We start from the raw sequence: 18,135 nt of genomic DNA, 5'->3' as shown, positions 1-18,135 counted from the left end.
AACCTTCATTCGTAAATTTCTCAAGAACTTCTGTTTTGCAGTTAAAACATTTCATGGTCTTTACAATCATGTTGTTGAATGATTCCGAGCAAGTATAGGTTTTCTGTTTTTATGATGCAACATATTTTGGTTTTATCAAAAAAATAGATAATAATTTAACTAACAGAAGACTAGAGAATTCATGAGTGAATCTTCGATTCAGGTGCTATATGATAACAGAACCACAAAATGCCAAAATTCTGAATGCGGTCATGTAATGGATTCCCATTTGAATTTTAAAAAAATTGGTGAGGCAAGAATTCCTTTGTTGTATTGTTCTGAGTGCAGGGCAGAAGGCAAGGAATGCAAATTAACAAAATTCTAGAATCTACTCTTAGAATAAAGGATTCTAGCCTCTTCTTATTCTAAAAAATTTGATTAAAAAAATCTTCATGTATGCTAGTTTACTATGTTTAGTGTCATGCATGACTTTATTTTTGGTAATTTTCTTACTTGCTTGAGAATGGTATCTTGTAGAGAGTCTTCTGAGGAGGATTCAATCTTGCAAATCACGTCATACAGACCAAAAACAACATCTGCATCTTTGACCTCAGGTATGTTACAAAGATCCTTTAATGTGGAAAACTCATCACCCTTGTTACAGTGAATCACAAGATATGCCTTAGAAGTATTGCCTGAATCTCCACCTTCTGAATCTTGGAACAATCCTTCTGATTCAGACCTTGTAAGAGTCATGGTTGAATGAATATTTGGAATCTTTCTTATTGTGTTTGTAACGGTGTCTCTAATTGCATCTTCTGATTCTAATTCTATTTGGGCAATTAGATCATAGAGGCCAAGAATTCCATGTACTTCCTTAACTCCTTTTACTTGCTTTAGAGATTCAATTATGCCTGTTTCCGAACCTATCTTGCAGTTCATAACAACATATGCTCGTGCCATATTCAGAATCTACCTATATTGTTTTGAAACATCCTATGAGTAGAAATCTTTAGCATAAAAAGACTTTCATCGTAATCAAGTTGTAAAATAGTAACAAAAAGAATTACGCATCAGATATTGTTTTTAATAGTAAAATTCATGAAAGTTGTACAACCAACATTTTGAACTTGTAATCAATGACTTCATCGCCAACTACTGGAATGTCATGAATTGTCATCTCATCTAATAATTCCCACTTGGTTTCAAAAGACCTGAGCATGTTCATAAAATGATCTACCTTAAAATCATCAGGATAAACGATGCACAAAATTCCCTTATTGTTTAACAGACTAGAATATTTTTCAAGCATATCAAGTTGTATCTTTTCTTCAAATCCATGAAGAATCATGTCAAACAAAACAACATCAAATTTTTTTTGTAATTCCAGATTCTGAATATCACCTACAATTCCATCAATATGTAATCCTTGAGATTCAGCTTTTTGAATTAATTGTTTTATTCCAACTGCAGAGCTGTCAACTGAGGTAACTTTGTAGCCTATTGATGAGAAAAATAATGAATCTCGTCCCTGACCGCATCCTAGATCAAGAAGACTGCCTCTGGATTTGTAGTGTGAAAAATAATCTTGTAACTCCCTATATGGATGCCCAAACAATTCGGGAGTTTTTTCATATGTGTCATCAAAGGATTCAGATTCTTGAGTGTTGTCTTCCATGATTTGTCAAATGAGTGCTTTTTTTTAGATTTTTCCTAAAGCCATATTGAAATTCTAGTTTTCAATTTTTCCCATTGCTCCACTTTGAAAATCCTTGATTGCTTGCTCTAGTTCTTCTTCAGTATTCATCACAAATGGTCCGGATCGTTTTACTGGCTCTCCAATCGGAGTTCCACCCAACAAAAGAAGTTCTAGAGATTCTGTTGCATTACTAGGATTGGAGAAAAATATCTTATTGCCATCGTTTTTAAAAAATACGGCTTGTTCTTTTTTTGCAAGTTTTTGTTCAGCACCAAACAAACCCTGTCCTTGTGCAATGTAAGCAAATGCGTTAAAATTATTTGGAATCTCTTGTGTTATTTGAGCTCCTGGTTGCAAGAAAAAGTGAAGGTACATTATTGGGGTTTTAGTGTCAATTACCGCCTTTTTGCCCATTGACTGGCCAGCAATAACTTTGACTCGGACTTTGCCGTCATTGCTTTGGGCAATTGGAATCTTTTTAGATGGAATCTCTTGGTAACGTGGATTCATCATCTTGTCCTTTTTTGGCAGATTCACCCAAAGTTGGAATCCGTGTAATCTTCCTCCTTTTTGAGCAAATTCTTTTTCTGGCATTTCAGAGTGAACAATTCCACATCCTGCAGTCATCCATTGAACATCACCTGAATCAAGGTTACCTGAATGTCCTTGAGAGTCTCTATGCTCAAAAGAACCATCTACCACATACGTTACAGTTTCAAATCCACGATGAGGATGCGCAGAAGCACCTTTTGCTTCTCCTTTTTCTAAAATTATCGGTCCCATCTCATCTAACAACAAGAAAGGATCAAAATCTCTTACATCATAATTTGGAAATGGCCTGTGAACAGTAAACCCATCTCCTTCAACAGTAGTTTTTGCAGTAACAATATCTGAAATACTTCTTTGATTGGGTTCCTTGATTTGGGTCATGATGAAAGTAGTATATTTTATTATTTAATCAAGCTGTCTGAATATTCTGAAGATTAGCACTAGTTCAAATCAAGAAAGATTGAAAAAAGATTACAGACTAGATAGGGAAAACTCTATCCCAAGTATACTTGTTTAGGAGTATAGTTTGGATCATCTGAGTATTGTTTGATGAGTTCTATGATGTCATCCACAATTTCATGAGGCTCCAATTCAGGCTCTGTATTGACCATAAGAAGAGACTGAGATGAGCATGGAATTGTAAGACGATTGATTTTTCCATACTTTGTCGTTGTGTAAACAGGCTGACCTATTATATCAGAGGCATGTTGTCTGCTTTTCCACCTCATATATGCGTGGATGAAAGTATCTTGTGTCTGTTCTTTGTTAAAAAGTCTGGTAACTCCTTTTTGCACCTTTTCGTATAGCTGAACACGTCCTGCATAATATACACCAGAATACCTGATCTTTGAATTTAATCTCAGGATGTCAGTATTAAGACTATCATAATCCATGTACAATAATTGGGTAAAATTTGGTTTTATTAAATATTTCAGAATACTAATTAGTCATAAACAGTATTTGCCTTCAAATTCGAACATACAACTACAAAAGTAAGATTGGATGAAGTGTTTGATGTAATTAGTTCTGATACCAAAAAAGCATCATCCCAATTCATAGACTAAACAAAGATTGGGTTTATTTGATCCCGTTTTGTTTTTATTTTATTGAGAATTTTGATTATGATAATTTTAACACTAGGATTGATTTTTGTCTCACCTGTCTTTGGACAAACCTCTGGACTAGACTATGATATTCGAGGGGGAGAAGTTACAGGTGTTGACATTAATGATGAAGATAATTCTTTGATAATTTTGATAGACACACGTACCAAAGGAGAACTGGTTATCACATTACCACGAAATTTGATTGATGCAAAAGTCAATTCTGAAGACACAGAATTTAGTATTTTGATAAATGGTTTAGGTCTCAACTTCTTTGATGAGGTAAAAACAGAAAAAGACAGAACTATCACCATTCCTTTTAGCAGATCTGATTCAGAGATAGTCATTACCGGAACTCATCTTTTTGGTCAAGACAAATCACAGCAAGGAATTGAAAACCAAATTCAGAACACAATCAATAAAGAATTAAAAACTAAAATCCCTGGCAATCAGGCAAAATTACTGATATTCTCGGATACTCAATGGACGGGTGCATTTCAGTCTACAAGTTTTCCATTTACTGAAAAAAATGGAAACAAAGATGACAGTGTTATTTTTACCTGTGATTCATCGTTTAGTCGTGAGGCCGTTTTTGGAGCAAAATTTCAAAAACTAACTGAGGATGGATACCTAAGTCTAGTAGTAATTCAAAACAATGAAGTTGTTTCTCAAGGTTCGACTGAAGAGTCCTTTGGGGAGATGCTCATTAGCGACAATTGTGTTTCTGCCATGCAATCTGATGACGGATCTGGTCAAGGAGAAGGCGGGGGATGTCTGATTGCTACTGCCACATTTGGTTCTGAACTTGCCCCAGAAGTTCAAAAACTAAGAGAGATTAGAGACAATTCTTTGCTGCAGACAGAATCAGGTACTGCATTTATGAATTCATTTAATGGTTTTTACTATTTGTTCAGTCCTATTATTGCAGACTATGAACGAGAAAATCCAATCTTCAAAGAAATGGTAAAGATTACAATTACTCCAATGATCACATCACTTTCAATTCTAAATCATGTGGAAATAGATTCTGAGATGGAGGTCTTAGGATATGGCATTAGCTTAATTCTGCTTAATGCAGTCATGTACCTTGGATTTCCAATAGGCATTGTTGTGATTAATCGAAAGAAAAAAATTCAATTAATCAATCTTAGGACAAACATCTAACTTTCTGTAGGATTAAAATATTCATGGGATTTTCAGATGTTAGATAGGAAATTTCCTGTTTTTAGCCTGTAAAAAAAGAGAAAGCATTAAACTGACAAGAGAATTAATTTTTCATATTCAATGGAAAAAAGAGATCTTTTAGTTTTGACTGGAATTTTAGTAGGAACCAGCATACCTGTTGTATTGACGGCATTGATTGCAAATGGATTCATAGACAACCCAATTCCATGATTTAATCTTCATATTGTTTTTGCCATAGCAAATCTACAACGAATTAGTAGATTCTCTTTTTATGAAAGATTTTTTGATGCCTAAGATATTCACTGTCATGATAATAATTCATGGAAAATTAAGATAAAAATTCAAATTCAAATCTCTTAAGAAGATGTCATGACGGTGCCGGAATGGTATGAAGAGGTAAAGATCAGTTCAAAAACAACTCTGGTGGTCGTAGACATGCAAAAACTGTTTGTGACTGAAAAAAAATCTCCTTGGGCTAACAAAAAATTGCTCTCAATAGTTCCAAATATAGAAAAATTGATTAGAACTTTTGGAACGAAAAACGTGGTTTTTACTCGCTTTACGCCTCCTATCAATTGGAAGGGTGAAAAGGATTCCTGGTACACATACTATAGAATTAACGAAGATATCACTCCAGGTAGATTGGGTACTGAACCCTTGGGCATAATTGACAGTTTTATGTCATACATTTCAGATTCAATTGTTGTAAGTAGGGAAAAATCTGCATCGGTATTTTTGGCAGGTAGTTTTCATTCTAAAATTAAGAAAAAATCTGCAAAAATCCTGATTTTCACAGGTATTGAAACTGATTATTGTGTTCTCTCAAGTGTATTGGATGCCATCCATTTGGGTTATTATGTTGTAGTGGTGACAGATGCATGTGCAAGCAGTAAAAAACAAGGTCAAAAGCATGCAATGGGAATATTTAGTAGATTTCCAGAACAACTTTGGGTTACCTCAACTGATGACCTGATAGACCATCTAAAGGCATAATTTCAGAGAAAGAAAAAGACAATACCTCTTCTGAATGTATCATAGAAAATTTTGCCTTAATCATCATCACAATCAAGAATGATTATTGGTCATAGATTTGATAAACATCAATATGCTTAAGTTTGCATGTTTTAGATGAGGTTCATGATAAACCCAGAACTTTTACATCTTCTTGAGACAAACGATAGTTTGGATATTCTAAGAGATTCTGTTTCATACCAATTGCAAAAACTCAACAATGTTGAAAAAACAATTGAAGGACGAGATTGGCATACAGAACTGCCCGCAATTGTAAGGGAAAAGTTTGACAACTACAAAGAAGACTATGAGAAACTCTCCAGGATTCTGAATTCAGAATCACAAGAAGTGAGTGCAGAGATGAACAAGGGATATTATTACTGGCGTCTTATGCGCTCTGCGTGCAAAACATACAGAAACGATTTAAAAGAATACGACTTACAATTAAATCAAGAATTCAATTTTCAAGAGACGCAAGCAATATCAGAGAACAATCTACTTGAGGAGTGTATTGGCACATTAGAAAGACATGCAGTTGAGAACAAAGATTAACAATCCAATCTCAAGTGTCAAATTTCAAAAATGAAAATCAAGGACTTCTTAATATTCCAAAAATACACTTTGTGATTCATGTCTGAAGACAAGGAAAAAGAATGGAAAAAACTTGAACAAGAAGAGATGAAAGAGCAGGATCATCAACTCGAATTAAAAGAAGGATATGAAAGCGATGAGGAATACGAGGAATCTGAAGACTAGATTCCAAGATAATCAACATGCTTAAGTTCATTTGACATTTGATAGAATCATGAATCCCGAGATTGAAGAAAAGATTCAATCAATAATTTTAGATACCTTTCAAGATGTGGAATCAGAATGGGTAAGTTACTTTCAGCATAAGGCCGAACAGATAGGCCTTGACAAAAAGTCTTTTTTCATTGGAATGATCTATCCAAAAATTACCGAGAGATTAGAGAAGAGCAACATCCACATCAGAATAAAATCAGATTCATGGGGAAACCATGAAAATGAGAAGATCAACTCTATGCTCAACCAGCTTTATGAGAAATACACATGATTCAGGTACAAAAATAATCGGCACATAACCAATGACTTGGCAGTGTTGTTGAGGATTTATTTCCAAACAAGATGTTGAACAGAACGGACAGATAATTTTAGAAAACCAAGTCTCTCTTATTTTCAATCTTTGCTAAGATTGGTTTTTCTGTGATTTTACAATATGGATAAATATATGATTCATGTATGGACTAGCATCCTTCAAGAATCCTGAAGAAGGCTCTGCTTTCACAGGCTTGAAGTTTTTGTAATTTTTATTTATTGGAAATACATATGGTGAAAAGATGTCATTGTGTTTTATCCTGAATGAAAATGACAAATTGCATTTGTGTTATTGCTAATTTATGAACTGCTTTTAGAAAGGATGCTATCTGTTGAGTTCATAAGTTTGTTTTAGCGTGTCAACAAATTTTTGTAGATTTTTGATATGTGTCCCTTCCCAGTAGATTTTAGGACATTTTTCGCATTGCCAAAAGAAATCATTTTGTTCTAAAACCAAATGTGGGATTTGAGTTTTGCTTTCCGATTTGTCAACTCTGAATGTCTCTGCATTGCATTTTGTGCATCTAGCTGTGTCACCTGAAATTTTTTTTATATTTAACCCTGTGTTCTTAAAAATTTCCAAAAACTGTTCAAATTCATCTTCTTTGGAAACATAGATTGTTGGAATTCCTTTCTTTTTTGCTCTTTGAATAAGAGAATAGTCTCTAGATATTATTGTCCGGCATTCAGTTTGTGCTTTTTCAATTAATTTGGAATCCTCAATATCAGGGAAATACTCAGAGTCAAACCCAAGTAAGCGTAATTTTCTAGCAATATTACCAAGCATTGCATCAACAAAAAAAATCATGTTGATAGGATAAGTACAATACAATCGTTTAATTTTTTTGGGATAGGTGAATTCAATTTCTATCCAAAACGAGATAAATAAATTGATTAGAGCACGATGTAAGAATTTGAGATGTAAGAAATATAGAAATGGAAGATAAAGAAATTAAAAAAATTATTTTTAGAAGTTACTTTGCCTGATATTCTTTGTCGGCTTCGTCTCTTGTCTTGTTTCCAAGTTTTATTGGGATTTTATCGCTCCATGGAACATACTCCCATTTCCACAAATCATGATTGTTATCGTGTGGTGCAAGTGCATGATTTGAGGTATTGACAAATACAACTGGATGGTTGTTTTCCTGAAAATAGTATTTAGCATCAATTTCTCTTTGGTTGTGAACAGTATCCTCAAAGAGGTTGCTATCCCCACTGTAAATGTCCTCAAAGAAGAACTTGTTGTCCTTGTAGGTAAATGATTCAATGTCTACTGTTCTCTTGTATTTAATTAGCCTGAGGTATCTGTAAATCCCGTCTAGTATTCCATGTTTTCTTAGAATTTCGTCTTGGAAGACTAAAGTAATATGGTACATACTGTCACTTTCTTCTCTGTGCACGTGCTAATCTCTCTGAGAAAGTTCTCCCAGAGCATCAACTCTTGGTTGATAGATTACTGGAACCATTGAATTGTTTCGCTCAAGATAGTCTGCCTCAATTATAGTTGGTGTCTTGGGGATTGTTCTTTTGCTGCAGTATGACATTGTAGAGATCTTCAGTTTCATGCTCATATTCAGACCAGATTTTGATATTTTTCAGGTCCCTGTGAAACTTGTCGTTGCTTTGCTCAATCTCAAAGAAGAGTATGCTTCGGCGGTTTTCATCTTCTTTTCTTTCTACGTTGACAGCTACAAATCCCATCATGAGATTTACCTCAAAGTCAGAATCCATGAATTTGGAGTATCCTGATTTTTTTCTTCTAACAATTACTCGAGCTCTGTTGTCATCCATCCCGATAACTCTAACAGAACAGTTTCTGTATCTCCATGTCTTTTCTTGATTTCTCCAAGCAAGATAGTACCGTTTTGAATTTTTTACTTCATCATAGATTTCCTGATCATATTCAAAATGAAACATAAAATCTTATTAGTATTGCATGACTAAAAGACTTGTGGCAATCTATACCGTTAGCGGAGAAATACAAAATCACAATCAATCAAAATTTTACGTAGAAGTCTTAGATGATGATCAGCATTGGTTTGATGACAGGATTGATGATCTTTTGGGTTCATCATGGACTGATGATTCGGGAAGATTTGAAGTTACATTTGATGATGACTTGTTCAAAGAAAGTTGGTTTGAGGGAAGGCCAGAACTTTTTGTCATAGTTAGAGATTCCGTTGGAAAAATAATACACAAAACAAAACCACAAAATCCATCAGGTCCTGATGATTCAGAAAATCTATCATTTCAGATTACAATTCCTCAAAAGGATTACTATACTGCAAGCCCATATGATTCTGTAAACACAAGAAGGATGACAGCATTTGCCAGAATTGGCGATACCCTAGACTTGACTGATGATATTACAAATGCATCTCAACTGTTACTGCAAAGTCTCAATGCATGGCTTTTGTACACAAATGAGCCAAAGTGGAACTTGATTGGATATGATGGTCCTCAAGTGGACAGATATCCTTGGCGATGCCCTCATACCCACAGACTGTCATGGAATGATCAATGATGGCGAATACTATCTATGGTACTGAAAAGTTTGAGAAACGTGCAGAGCCATACGAAGTAATTGAGAACGATGTCGTAAGAAATGTCGATGTATGCGTGATTGGTTCAGGGGCAGCTGGCGCAATTATTGCCGAAAAACTCGCATCTGCTGGAAAATCAGTAGTTCTGCTTGAGAAGGGTGGGTATTATGATGGCGAATCCATGAATCAGCGTGAAAATGACATGATAGGCCTTCTCTGGAAGAACAGCGGTGCAAACTTTACATCCAATCTAAAGATTGCAATTGCCCAAGGCTCTTGTCTTGGCGGATCTACCGTAATTAATGATGCAGTATGTTTCAGGATACCAGACATAGTGATAAAGCAATGGAATGACCTCGGTGTCAACATCCCAAAAGAAGAATGGGATTCGGCAAACGACGAGGTCTCAGCTAGAATCAATGTTACAACTGTTAGAGAAGATGAACTAAATGAGAATGCAAAGAAACTTCGAGACGCATGCTCTGTAACAAGAGTCAACGGATACCCAATTACAGAACACAGGGTAAATGAGAGAAACTGCGGACACTCCTGGACTGATTCGACACTAGAGTCTTGTGTCCAATGTGGGTTTTGCCATCTTGGTTGTCATTATGATACAAAGCAGAGCATGTTAGTTACCTACATCCATGATGCAGTAAACAGCAGTAATGACTTTACAGCATATTGTAATTGTGATGTCAAAAAAATAATTCACTCAAACGGAGTTGCAACAGGTGTCGAAGGCTCCTTTGTAGATGAATCAGGAAATGAGACATATAGAATCAGGGTCAATGCCAAAGTGGTAATTGTTAGTGCTGGTTCTATTGCATCATCGAACTTGTTGCAAAAGTCAGGAATTGCAAATGACAATATCGGCAATGGGCTTGCATTGCATCCGGCCCCATTTGTGATGGGCCATTTTAAAGAAGATATTTATGGAAACAGGGGAATCCCGATGTCTTATACTTGTCATGAGTTTGGCGTTACAAACAACGTCAAAAACGGGGGATTCTTAATTGAGAGCATCTTCCTACCAATCTTCCAAATGGCCTTGGCAATACCAAGCTTTGGCGTGGATCATGCCAGACTGATGAAGGAGTTTAACCACTATACTCTTGCAGGAATAATGGTTCGAGACGATTCTGTTGGAAAGATAACAAAGAGTTTTGGAGATAATCCAAAGGTAGAGTACGAACTAACAGATGACTCCATCAATGACATGGCACGAGGAATGTCCATTCTGGCAAGAATGTGGTTTGATATTGGGGCAGACTATGTGGTAAGCTCTCATAGCGATGTTCCTGAAATTCGAAGCAGACAAGACATTCCACAGTTAGAAACGGCAGTCAAGAATAATCCTGACGGCCTCAGGGTTGGTTCTGCACACCCTCAGGGCGGAAACAGAATAGGCGATGATCCTGCAAAGGCAGTAGTCGATTCAGATTGCAAGGTGTTTGGATTTAAGAACCTGCATGTGTGTGATGCAAGCGTCTTTCCAACAGCACTTGGGGTAAACCCACAGCTGACTGTAATGGCATTGGGTGCGCTGATTGCAAACAGAATCCTTGGAGCGTGGCCTTCTGATATCACAATTGAAGACTCTATTGGGAATACATGCGATATCACTCAACCGGAAAACTGTCTTTCTCAAACAATAGGGGAGATGTTTGCAGTAAACCAACACAAACCAGATCTCTTTTCAAAGCTGCAAAATTCTGAATCAAATGAGATCATTCCAGGACAAAACTGGTCCTTTGATAAAACAACCCTAATGATTCACAATGACATTTACTGGAAGGGATTCTATGGAAGAAACTCGGACATTATGACTACCAGTCTGAGAACATTTGGAGGATTTTACAAGCGGTTTAGAAGAAATGACTCTGAGTCGTTTAACGGAGTTACAAAGCCATTTAACGTTCCGGTTTTTGCAAAAAGCATTGCAAAACAAAAGGAACTTGCAGGGCATGGCAAAATAATTCATTTGGAGTATCGCGACCCGCCATACAACCAGGCCTATGATATTTTGAAGATGATAGACGAGAATACAATATTGGGAAAGGCGTTTTTGGGAAGGTTCGGAGCAGGCCAGATCTTGTTTGACTTTAGCATGTCCAAAAATTACAGTATCGATTTCATGGGAGAAGAAGACTTGTCTACACTATTTTACAGCGATGAGTACAGTCACACTCCAACCCAAGATGAGATGGCAGGTCACTGGGAAGGAATGCTGGTGTCTGATTCTTTTGTTACCCCTCGCAGCCAGATATTTGACTTTAGGTACGATGGGAGCGGAGAGTACAACATGCACCATAATTTTGGCAATCTGATTCAGGGACTATCGGAGGTGTCTGTAAGTGATGAACTCTTTAGGTTTGATGACTTTACTCCATTTCATGATGAACTAAGAATGATCAATCCCGAGCTTGTCGTTGGCAAATGGGTAACAAATTGGTCTATGCTTCAAAGCAGCCAGTTTTCCATCTCAGAACTGCGGAGCCTGATTAACGAAGGGGCAAGCAATCTCCAAATTCTCGATAGCATCTACAAGATATTCAACATACGATTGCCACGCCTTCCACAAGAGCTTGGAATGAGCTTTTTGAATGTTGAAAACGATCCACAGAAGGGATTCAGAATTGGTTTGAGCTATATTCTCAAAAAAATGAACTAGTCTGAAATTTTCTCTTCCTATGTATTACGGTTAGATTTTTGAAATGAATTAAAAAAAGAAATTTTGGTTTTTGTGTTTTTAGCTACGAGATACTCTATTGTAATTGTGAAAAGCAAACATGAGAAAAACAACAAATCATATGCACTACGAAAAGATCATGATAGTAACACTTAAGATCGATTAGTATGTTCTTCTATTATGAAATTACTACATGTTTCACCATTTTACTAGGAGTATAGTTTTGTCTGACAAAAGCGCATCTGTAAGAAATTATGCCATAGCAGCGTTGTGTTTGGCAGGAATTGTCGGAGTCTTCTCCTTTGCAGCACTAAACTATTCACAAATACAAGAACATGAAAGATATGATGATCGTCCTGAAATTCATGCGTATGCAAGATGTGAGGTTGAAAAATGGGCAACAGTATCAATAGAATCACACAGAACAGACATACAAAATGTTCAATGCATATCCCTAAATGATGGATTGTTTAAGGAATCCACCATAGTGTTGGGTGATCTGGGAAAAGGATCTCAAGATGTATGTTATTTTGAGGCAGTAGAAAAAATTGATGTTCCTCCAAGATTTGAAATAAAATATGATAATGGCAAGACTCTAAGAACCTCCTGTGACAGAGGATGGGTTTTAGATTAATTCAATACGAGAATTTTTCCAAACATTCTGATCTTTTTTATCTTAACCATGAATGCCATCTAGTGATTATGAAAAATGTTCCTTATTCGTTTCTAAATTTCTCAGTACTTTGGAAATCTGATTTTTTCTTTCATAATCATATCCAAGATTACATGAGATTTACTTGAAAGCATTGTATCTTTATTTTGTTAATGCATAATTGACCCATAGTTGAACCATATCACTACGGGGAAAAATAATTCAAACATACCTACATACACTATCCTTTTTTTCAATTCCAAATCCTTTGTAATCCATATCATTATTGGAAGAGAAGCCCAGAGTACAAGAATTGGAAATACATCAAAAGCATTATAAAAATTACCTTCAAGAATTCCAATCATACTTGATACTGATACTGCCCACCCAGTTCCTGACTGAAAATAATAAAAAATTCCAATTCCCCTAAATGCAATCATACTGTACACAAACAAATATCCACAAATAACACCGAGGACTAATTCTTTGTTTAATTTCATGATTGTTGATGTTGAATAATTCTTATAGTAAATTCTTTGTCGTGTCTAAATAAATATTATCAATTCTGTAAAGGATCAAATAATGTCCGATACCCAAAAATCATTAATTTTTGTTATCATCTTCATTATAATTACATCTGCAATTCCACTTTACAGCAACATTGTAGGTGAACCTATTCTTGATGTGTCTAAAGACAGTTTGTCTTTAGAGGTTTTTGGTTTTATCTATGAATCTGCTTACAACCAGAAAGTTGCCAATCAGATTGATTTTGAAGAGAGATTGGACTTGGGTGAGTTTCAAGAATCTATGGTATTTACTACAGATTTATCAAATCGAGATCTAAGAGACCTTCGAATAACTAGCTGGTTAGATAATACCGACATGTCTAATTCTGATCTTTCAGATGCAAATTTTAATAGATATAGTATGGCAGACGCCAATCTTTCTGGGGCCAATATGTCAGGAACAATTTTGTCTAGTGCTAATCTTGTGCGGGCTGATCTGACCCAAGCTGATATGAGAGAAGCTGATTTGACGAGTACTCTTCTTTCTGGGGCTAACCTGGAAAGTGCTAACCTTTCTGGGGCCAATCTTATGAATGTAAAATTAATGAATGCAAAAATGAATGATGCAAATCTATCTGATACAAGATTGTGGCGAGTAAACATGACGGATTCAGTACTGCTTGATGCAAATTTGAAAGGCGCAGATATGGGAGATGGCGTACTTACAAGAGTCGATGCAACAAGAGCTGACTTGTCAGAGATGATTCTTTGGAGCGCAGCCATGGATAAATCAATATTTGCTAATGCTAATTTGAGAAATTCTGATTTAACTAATGCTAATTTGACAAAGTCTGATTTTTCTAACTCTGACCTTTCAGGTACAATTTTATGGCATGCCCACCTGTCAGATGCCAACATGTCCGGTGTAAACCTATCTTATTCTATTTTATGCAATGCGGATTTATCCTCTACCATTTTAGATGATGCTGATCTTACTGGAGCAATTTTTGGGACGTATTATAGTAATCCTAGTATGAATGCAACTGCCTTTGAGGACTATTATGACAAAAGTGATTACTGTGAAGTAAAATCATCTCCCATATCAAAAAAAGAAGCAATATCCCGTGGTGCAACATGGGATGACAGAATTGGAATTCAACATTATGAACTTGGGTAACTTTTTGATAGATGTATGAATAAGACACGTTAATTCAAAATGTTATTTCAAAGATTGGAATAATCAAGGAAGAGACCGGAGAAGTTGATCTGAATGCAGACAGAAAGAGGTTTGGTTGGGACTGATTGAAGGTATGGATGATGGAATGATGAATGAGTCATTGCCATTGTCATTAAATCATTTCATCATTTAACAGCAGTTTTTCTATCGTTTTTTAGGGGGTTTTTCTTTTTGGAGCAGCTTTTCTTTTAGAAGCAGTTTTTCTTGTAGCAGCTTTTCTTGTATATGGACGGACGATTTGTACATTATGTTGTTTTTCCCATTGATCATATTGATCTGAAGTAGATTTCTTGTCATCTTGTTCAAGAGTACTTAACTTCACTTTGATTTTGTGAATTTTCTCTTTGGAAACCTTCCCTCCCAGTTGAACGACCCAAAAATACCCCTCCGTGAGCTTCAGCATTAACTGTAACATTTACTTCTATTTCCGCACCGTCGATCTGAAAGAAATGGGGTGTTTCTGGATTTTCATCCAACTGTCGTAGTTCTTCCTTTAATGCTTCAATTAGACTTACTAGTCCCAATTTTTTTCCAATTACTTCTTTTTAGTTTTGAAGTATTTTAGATTTCAATCAAAAAAACAATGTTTCATTTCAAAAATAGCACAAATCCGTGCCTAAGAGAGGGGGATTCTATTTTTTATTCTTTGTCGATAAACTCGTTGGCACTTGGTGGTTCGGGTGCCAATCCCTTTCTCTTTCTGATATCAGCTACTGCATTTGCCAAAAGAGATTTTGGAACTTCTGTCCATTCCTTAAAGGACGTGTTCCAGGTTGCACGACCTGCAGTCTGGCCTCTCATCTCTTCAGATAGAGTAAAGGTTTCTGAAGCTGGAATCTCACCTGTAACAATACTTGATGCACCCTTTTGAGTCATATCCAAAACTTTACCACGTTTACCAGAAATTACTGTTGCAACGTTTCCAACCAAGTCAGTTGGGACACGAACCTCAATTGCAAGGGTTGGTTCTAGCACTGTAGTCCCTGCAGTCAATAAAGCACCCATACATGCACGTCGTGATGCAGGACCTAATTGGGATAGACCTCTGTGTGCAGTATCCTCATGAGGAACAAAGTGAGTAAAGGTAAACTTACAGTCCCTCATCTGTTCTTTACAGAGAGGGCCTTCCTTCATTACTTCATCAAATCCAGAGTTAATTGAATCAGTTGATTCCTGTACAAACTGAACACCTTTGGTTCCATTAATCAAAACGTTTCCACGCGAGTCAAACTTCATTACTCTCTTGATAGTATCTGTATCCCATCCGGCTCCCTTGAGCAAGTCTGACACGACTTTTTTATCTTTAAGGTCACTGATTTCACCTGTTCTTAGCATTTGTGCAATTTCAGGCTCTAACGGTTCTACCTTCATGAATATCTTGTTGTGTCGGTTTGGAGATTTTGACATGATTGGCTCACATGCTGCCTTTACAGTCTCCCTATAGTTGATCAGAGGTTCAGATGTAACGATTTCGACTTTGGCATCCTGAATACGATGAGTTGCAACATCCAAGTGCAGCACACCCATTCCTGCAACAATTGTCTCGCCACTTTCCTCATCAATCTTTACAACAAGGTTTGGATCCTCAATTGTTAGTTGCTTTAGAACTTCTACTAGTTTAGGTAAATCTTTAGGATGTTTTGGCTCTACTGCAACTTGAACTACAGGCTCTGAGACATACTTGACTCCCTCAAACATTGGAATATCCTTAACAGAGGATAATGTGTTTCCTGCTCTTGCTTCAGTTAATCCCAACAATGCAGGAATGTTTCCAGCGCCCAGTTGTCCTACTTGTTCTCTTTGGTTTCCCATGAAAAAGTTTACAGATTGAATTCTGCCTTCTCTTTTCTCATCAATGATGTTAATTGTCTGTCCATCTTTGATGGTTCCCGAGAACAGCCGTCCAATGGCCACAGGACCAGCTGCAGGATCCAATACCATGTTTACAATCATCATGATTGTCGGTCCTTCATCACTGCATGCAAGCAAGGCCTTTCCAACATCTGAATCTAGGTCACCTTTCCAAATTTGTGGAATTCTGTACTTTACTGCCTCATGTGGTGCGGGATGATGTTTTACAACCATTCCCAAAACAGCATCAGCAAGTGGTGCCTTTTCTACAAGGTCTGCTACCTTTTCATTCTCATATGCATCAATTACATCTTTGAACGTAATTCCTCGCTCTTTCATCAAGTCAACGTTGATTGCCCATCTGTCCTTTGCAGAACCAAATGTAACACTTGCATCCTGAATTGATACTTTCCATTTTTCCTTGTATTCAGGTTCAGCATAGGTATCAATTAGCTGGTTAAAGTTAGATACAACTTCGGCCAGTTGCTGCTGCATTTTTTCAGGAGTCAATCTGAGTTCTTTGATGAGCCTGTCTACTTTGTTGATAAACAATACTGGTTTTACCCTCTCCTCTAGAGCCATTCGTGTTACAGTTTCAGTCTGAGTCATGATACCTTCCACTGCATCACAAACTACTACTGCGCCGTCAATTGCACGAAGTGAACGGATTACCCTTCCACTAAAGTCTACGTGTCCAGGAGTATCAATCATATTAATGACATATTCTTTGTCATTTTGTGTAAAATGTAAAGTAACGTTTGCCTGATAAATGGTAATTCCTCTTTGTTGCTCTTCTTTATCAAAGTCCATTGCAAGTGCCTTTCCAGCAGCTGATGGTGCAATGATTCCAGAATAAGCCAAGAGACTGTCACTCATGGTAGTCTTTCCATGGTCAACGTGAGCAATGACACCAAAGTTACGAATTTGATCCTTGTTCTTGATAATTTTGAGAACTTCTCCTGTTGACTTGAATTTTACCATATTCGCACACCCTAGTATTCAGCTATTAAACCTTAGCCTTGCAAAACTAGATCAGTAAATCATCTTGTTGCTAACATCTCTAATCTTTTTTGCAGTTACAAAATGGCATTCGGTTTTTGATCTTTTTTGAGCGGACATTAAACCAAGAAATTGAGAGAAAAATATGTAGTAAAGAATCTCAGAAATTGTATTAGAGTTTGCAATAAAAGGATGAATTACATTTATTCCAACTTTTCTTAGATTCTTTGCAAGCTGGGTGTTGTGAGAATTTTTTTGCTCAAAGATTATCACAGTATCGCCTTTTTTTGCTGAAAACAGTTCCATGTGAGAGAACTGCTCGATTCTGCAATAGTGCACATCAGATCCTAAAATTTCATAGAACTTTGCAGCACAATACATTGCCAAAGGAAATGTGCGAAGATTTCCCAGTATGTAGATTCTTTTTGCATCAGACCCAGATTCTGTGAGTTCAGAAGATCCCTTTTTTGCATCTTTTTTTGCAGCAAAAAATAGAATATCAGAGTTTTTTGGAATTGAGATTTTCCTTACAAGTGAGATACACGTCAGTGCGCTCTCCAAAAATGAGATACTGCCTGCTGTAAAGACACCACCATTGGGTGAAGAAAGCAAGATTACATCATCAGAGGCTTTTGCCAGTCTGCTTTGGGAGTGAGCTGTAATGGCAGTTGCCTTTTTTGCAATCTTTGCTACTTTGATGTTAGTTATGGTATTACCAGAGATGGATACAAAAAAGACATTTTTTGATTTTGCCAGATGTTTGTTCTTGTATAGATCAAGTGGGTCCATTGCCCTTACCATTCCTTCTGAGAAGGATTCGGCAAGAATTGCAGATACCAAAGAGTCTCCACTTCCTGAAAAGATGGAATTTTTTTGCAAAGTTAAGGACATTTGTTTTTTTCTTGTTTGGTCTTTGGCAAATGATTTTAGAAAATCAAGCTGCAAAGAAATGTCATACTCTAATGCTTGGATACTGTTCACAAGTTTTGATAATTGCAGATGTATATTAGAAA

Annotated in this window: 22 protein-coding genes; 10 read left to right on the top strand and 12 right to left on the bottom strand. The window is 36.5% G+C overall.

From position 1 onward, the window contains the following. The first annotated feature begins 181 nt into the window (after positions 1-181). Positions 182-364, top strand: coding sequence for a hypothetical protein (locus tag ACOQN3_RS03820; protein WP_420545162.1), 183 nt, complete (start codon positions 182-184; stop codon positions 362-364). 74 nt (positions 365-438) lie between these two features. Here the strand turns inward: ACOQN3_RS03820 and ACOQN3_RS03815 are convergent, their stop codons facing one another. The 4 genes from ACOQN3_RS03815 to ACOQN3_RS03800 form a co-directional block, all read right to left on the bottom strand. Then, positions 439-942, bottom strand: coding sequence for an Lrp/AsnC ligand binding domain-containing protein (locus tag ACOQN3_RS03815; RefSeq protein WP_420545161.1), 504 nt, complete (start codon positions 940-942; stop codon positions 439-441). Positions 943-1,078: 136 nt separating this feature from the next. Further along, positions 1,079-1,657, bottom strand: a complete 579-nt coding sequence (locus ACOQN3_RS03810) for a class I SAM-dependent methyltransferase (protein ID WP_420545160.1) — start codon at positions 1,655-1,657, stop codon at positions 1,079-1,081. 54 nt (positions 1,658-1,711) lie between these two features. Further along, positions 1,712-2,608 carry a pirin family protein gene (locus tag ACOQN3_RS03805; protein ID WP_420545159.1) on the bottom strand — a complete coding sequence of 299 codons (897 nt, stop codon included), beginning with the start codon at positions 2,606-2,608 and terminating at the stop codon, positions 1,712-1,714. Positions 2,609-2,721: 113 nt separating this feature from the next. Then, positions 2,722-3,120, bottom strand: a complete 399-nt coding sequence (locus ACOQN3_RS03800) for a hypothetical protein (protein WP_420545158.1) — start codon at positions 3,118-3,120, stop codon at positions 2,722-2,724. Between the two features lie 228 nt (positions 3,121-3,348). On the opposite strand from ACOQN3_RS03800, the gene ACOQN3_RS03795 reads away from it, so the two are divergent. The 5 genes from ACOQN3_RS03795 (at position 3,349) to ACOQN3_RS03775 (ending at position 6,601) form a co-directional block, all read left to right on the top strand. After that, on the top strand, positions 3,349-4,494 hold the full coding sequence (locus ACOQN3_RS03795; protein ID WP_420545157.1) for a CFI-box-CTERM domain-containing protein: 1,146 nt from the start codon (positions 3,349-3,351) through the stop codon (positions 4,492-4,494). 390 nt (positions 4,495-4,884) lie between these two features. Next, on the top strand, positions 4,885-5,508 hold the full coding sequence (locus ACOQN3_RS03790; protein WP_420545156.1) for an isochorismatase family cysteine hydrolase: 624 nt from the start codon (positions 4,885-4,887) through the stop codon (positions 5,506-5,508). A 144-nt stretch (positions 5,509-5,652) separates the two neighbouring features. Then, complete coding sequence (locus ACOQN3_RS03785; protein ID WP_420545155.1) at positions 5,653-6,078, top strand: hypothetical protein; 426 nt, start codon at positions 5,653-5,655, stop codon at positions 6,076-6,078. Between the two features lie 78 nt (positions 6,079-6,156). Next, positions 6,157-6,282 (top strand): hypothetical protein, encoded by a 126-nt coding sequence (locus tag ACOQN3_RS03780; RefSeq protein WP_420545154.1) that lies wholly within the window; start codon positions 6,157-6,159, stop codon positions 6,280-6,282. A 49-nt stretch (positions 6,283-6,331) separates the two neighbouring features. Further along, on the top strand, positions 6,332-6,601 hold the full coding sequence (locus ACOQN3_RS03775) for a hypothetical protein (protein WP_420545153.1): 270 nt from the start codon (positions 6,332-6,334) through the stop codon (positions 6,599-6,601). 366 nt (positions 6,602-6,967) lie between these two features. On the opposite strand, the gene ACOQN3_RS03770 is transcribed toward ACOQN3_RS03775, so the two are convergent. The 3 genes from ACOQN3_RS03770 to ACOQN3_RS03760 all read right to left on the bottom strand — a co-directional run bounded on the left by ACOQN3_RS03770 (position 6,968) and on the right by ACOQN3_RS03760 (position 8,559). Next, on the bottom strand, positions 6,968-7,450 hold the full coding sequence (locus tag ACOQN3_RS03770; RefSeq protein ID WP_420545152.1) for a Mut7-C RNAse domain-containing protein: 483 nt from the start codon (positions 7,448-7,450) through the stop codon (positions 6,968-6,970). Between the two features lie 166 nt (positions 7,451-7,616). Next, positions 7,617-8,042, bottom strand: a complete 426-nt coding sequence (locus ACOQN3_RS03765; protein ID WP_420545151.1) for a hypothetical protein — start codon at positions 8,040-8,042, stop codon at positions 7,617-7,619. A 94-nt stretch (positions 8,043-8,136) separates the two neighbouring features. Continuing rightward, positions 8,137-8,559 (bottom strand): hypothetical protein, encoded by a 423-nt coding sequence (locus ACOQN3_RS03760; RefSeq protein WP_420545150.1) that lies wholly within the window; start codon positions 8,557-8,559, stop codon positions 8,137-8,139. Positions 8,560-8,578: 19 nt separating this feature from the next. Here ACOQN3_RS03760 and ACOQN3_RS03755 point away from each other — a divergent pair, with 19 nt between their 5' ends. The 3 genes from ACOQN3_RS03755 (at position 8,579) to ACOQN3_RS03745 (ending at position 12,511) form a co-directional block, all read left to right on the top strand. Continuing rightward, complete coding sequence (locus ACOQN3_RS03755) at positions 8,579-9,166, top strand: hypothetical protein (RefSeq protein WP_420545149.1); 588 nt, start codon at positions 8,579-8,581, stop codon at positions 9,164-9,166. After that, on the top strand, positions 9,163-11,859 hold the full coding sequence (locus ACOQN3_RS03750) for a GMC family oxidoreductase N-terminal domain-containing protein (protein ID WP_420545148.1): 2,697 nt from the start codon (positions 9,163-9,165) through the stop codon (positions 11,857-11,859). The genes ACOQN3_RS03755 and ACOQN3_RS03750 overlap by 4 nt, the downstream gene beginning before the upstream one ends. Before the next feature lie 241 nt (positions 11,860-12,100). After that, positions 12,101-12,511: a hypothetical protein gene (locus ACOQN3_RS03745; protein WP_420545147.1), complete on the top strand. Its 411-nt coding sequence runs from the start codon at positions 12,101-12,103 to the stop codon at positions 12,509-12,511. 188 nt (positions 12,512-12,699) lie between these two features. Here ACOQN3_RS03745 and ACOQN3_RS03740 read toward each other — a convergent pair whose 3' ends face one another. Continuing rightward, on the bottom strand, positions 12,700-13,029 hold the full coding sequence (locus tag ACOQN3_RS03740; RefSeq protein ID WP_420545146.1) for a hypothetical protein: 330 nt from the start codon (positions 13,027-13,029) through the stop codon (positions 12,700-12,702). A gap of 82 nt (positions 13,030-13,111) precedes the next feature. Between ACOQN3_RS03740 and ACOQN3_RS03735 the strand changes: the two genes are divergently transcribed. Beyond that, positions 13,112-14,212 carry a pentapeptide repeat-containing protein gene (locus tag ACOQN3_RS03735; RefSeq protein WP_420545145.1) on the top strand — a complete coding sequence of 367 codons (1,101 nt, stop codon included), beginning with the start codon at positions 13,112-13,114 and terminating at the stop codon, positions 14,210-14,212. Positions 14,213-14,426: 214 nt separating this feature from the next. Here the strand turns inward: ACOQN3_RS03735 and ACOQN3_RS03730 are convergent, their stop codons facing one another. The 4 genes from ACOQN3_RS03730 to ACOQN3_RS03715 all read right to left on the bottom strand — a co-directional run bounded on the left by ACOQN3_RS03730 (position 14,427) and on the right by ACOQN3_RS03715 (position 18,103). After that, positions 14,427-14,594, bottom strand: a complete 168-nt coding sequence (locus ACOQN3_RS03730; protein WP_420545144.1) for a hypothetical protein — start codon at positions 14,592-14,594, stop codon at positions 14,427-14,429. Continuing rightward, complete coding sequence (locus ACOQN3_RS03725) at positions 14,575-14,796, bottom strand: trypco2 family protein (protein ID WP_420545143.1); 222 nt, start codon at positions 14,794-14,796, stop codon at positions 14,575-14,577. The genes ACOQN3_RS03730 and ACOQN3_RS03725 overlap by 20 nt, the downstream gene beginning before the upstream one ends. A gap of 115 nt (positions 14,797-14,911) precedes the next feature. Further along, positions 14,912-17,104: an elongation factor EF-2 gene (locus tag ACOQN3_RS03720; protein WP_420545142.1), complete on the bottom strand. Its 2,193-nt coding sequence runs from the start codon at positions 17,102-17,104 to the stop codon at positions 14,912-14,914. Positions 17,105-17,155: 51 nt separating this feature from the next. After that, the gene (locus tag ACOQN3_RS03715; RefSeq protein ID WP_420545141.1) at positions 17,156-18,103 is read right to left on the bottom strand and encodes a sugar isomerase; all 948 of its coding nucleotides are present in this window, start codon (positions 18,101-18,103) and stop codon (positions 17,156-17,158) included. Positions 18,104-18,135: the final 32 nt, after the last annotated feature.

The organism is Candidatus Nitrosopumilus sp. (assembly GCF_965223225.1).
GTDB lineage: Archaea > Thermoproteota > Nitrososphaeria > Nitrososphaerales > Nitrosopumilaceae > Nitrosopumilus.
This window is presented reverse-complemented; position numbering and strand designations above follow the sequence as displayed.

Excerpts from the sequence above, each read along its gene's own strand:
- ACOQN3_RS03795 (WP_420545157.1), top strand. The coding sequence starts at position 3,349 with ATGATAATTTTAACACTAGGATTGATTTTTGTCTCACCTGTCTTTGGA.
- ACOQN3_RS03780 (WP_420545154.1), top strand. The coding sequence starts at position 6,157 with ATGTCTGAAGACAAGGAAAAAGAATGGAAAAAACTTGAACAAGAAGAG.
- ACOQN3_RS03750 (WP_420545148.1), top strand. The coding sequence starts at position 9,163 with ATGATGGCGAATACTATCTATGGTACTGAAAAGTTTGAGAAACGTGCA.
- ACOQN3_RS03760 (WP_420545150.1), bottom strand. The coding sequence starts at position 8,559 with ATGTTTCATTTTGAATATGATCAGGAAATCTATGATGAAGTAAAAAAT.
- ACOQN3_RS03735 (WP_420545145.1), top strand. The coding sequence starts at position 13,112 with ATGTCCGATACCCAAAAATCATTAATTTTTGTTATCATCTTCATTATA.
- ACOQN3_RS03740 (WP_420545146.1), bottom strand. The coding sequence starts at position 13,029 with ATGAAATTAAACAAAGAATTAGTCCTCGGTGTTATTTGTGGATATTTG.
- ACOQN3_RS03815 (WP_420545161.1), bottom strand. The coding sequence starts at position 942 with ATGGCACGAGCATATGTTGTTATGAACTGCAAGATAGGTTCGGAAACA.
- ACOQN3_RS03770 (WP_420545152.1), bottom strand. The coding sequence starts at position 7,450 with ATGATTTTTTTTGTTGATGCAATGCTTGGTAATATTGCTAGAAAATTA.
- ACOQN3_RS03800 (WP_420545158.1), bottom strand. The coding sequence starts at position 3,120 with ATGGATTATGATAGTCTTAATACTGACATCCTGAGATTAAATTCAAAG.
- ACOQN3_RS03755 (WP_420545149.1), top strand. The coding sequence starts at position 8,579 with ATGACTAAAAGACTTGTGGCAATCTATACCGTTAGCGGAGAAATACAA.
- ACOQN3_RS03785 (WP_420545155.1), top strand. The coding sequence starts at position 5,653 with ATGATAAACCCAGAACTTTTACATCTTCTTGAGACAAACGATAGTTTG.
- ACOQN3_RS03775 (WP_420545153.1), top strand. The coding sequence starts at position 6,332 with ATGAATCCCGAGATTGAAGAAAAGATTCAATCAATAATTTTAGATACC.
- ACOQN3_RS03810 (WP_420545160.1), bottom strand. The coding sequence starts at position 1,657 with ATGGAAGACAACACTCAAGAATCTGAATCCTTTGATGACACATATGAA.
- ACOQN3_RS03820 (WP_420545162.1), top strand. The coding sequence starts at position 182 with ATGAGTGAATCTTCGATTCAGGTGCTATATGATAACAGAACCACAAAA.
- ACOQN3_RS03805 (WP_420545159.1), bottom strand. The coding sequence starts at position 2,608 with ATGACCCAAATCAAGGAACCCAATCAAAGAAGTATTTCAGATATTGTT.
- ACOQN3_RS03720 (WP_420545142.1), bottom strand. The coding sequence starts at position 17,104 with ATGGTAAAATTCAAGTCAACAGGAGAAGTTCTCAAAATTATCAAGAAC.
- ACOQN3_RS03790 (WP_420545156.1), top strand. The coding sequence starts at position 4,885 with ATGACGGTGCCGGAATGGTATGAAGAGGTAAAGATCAGTTCAAAAACA.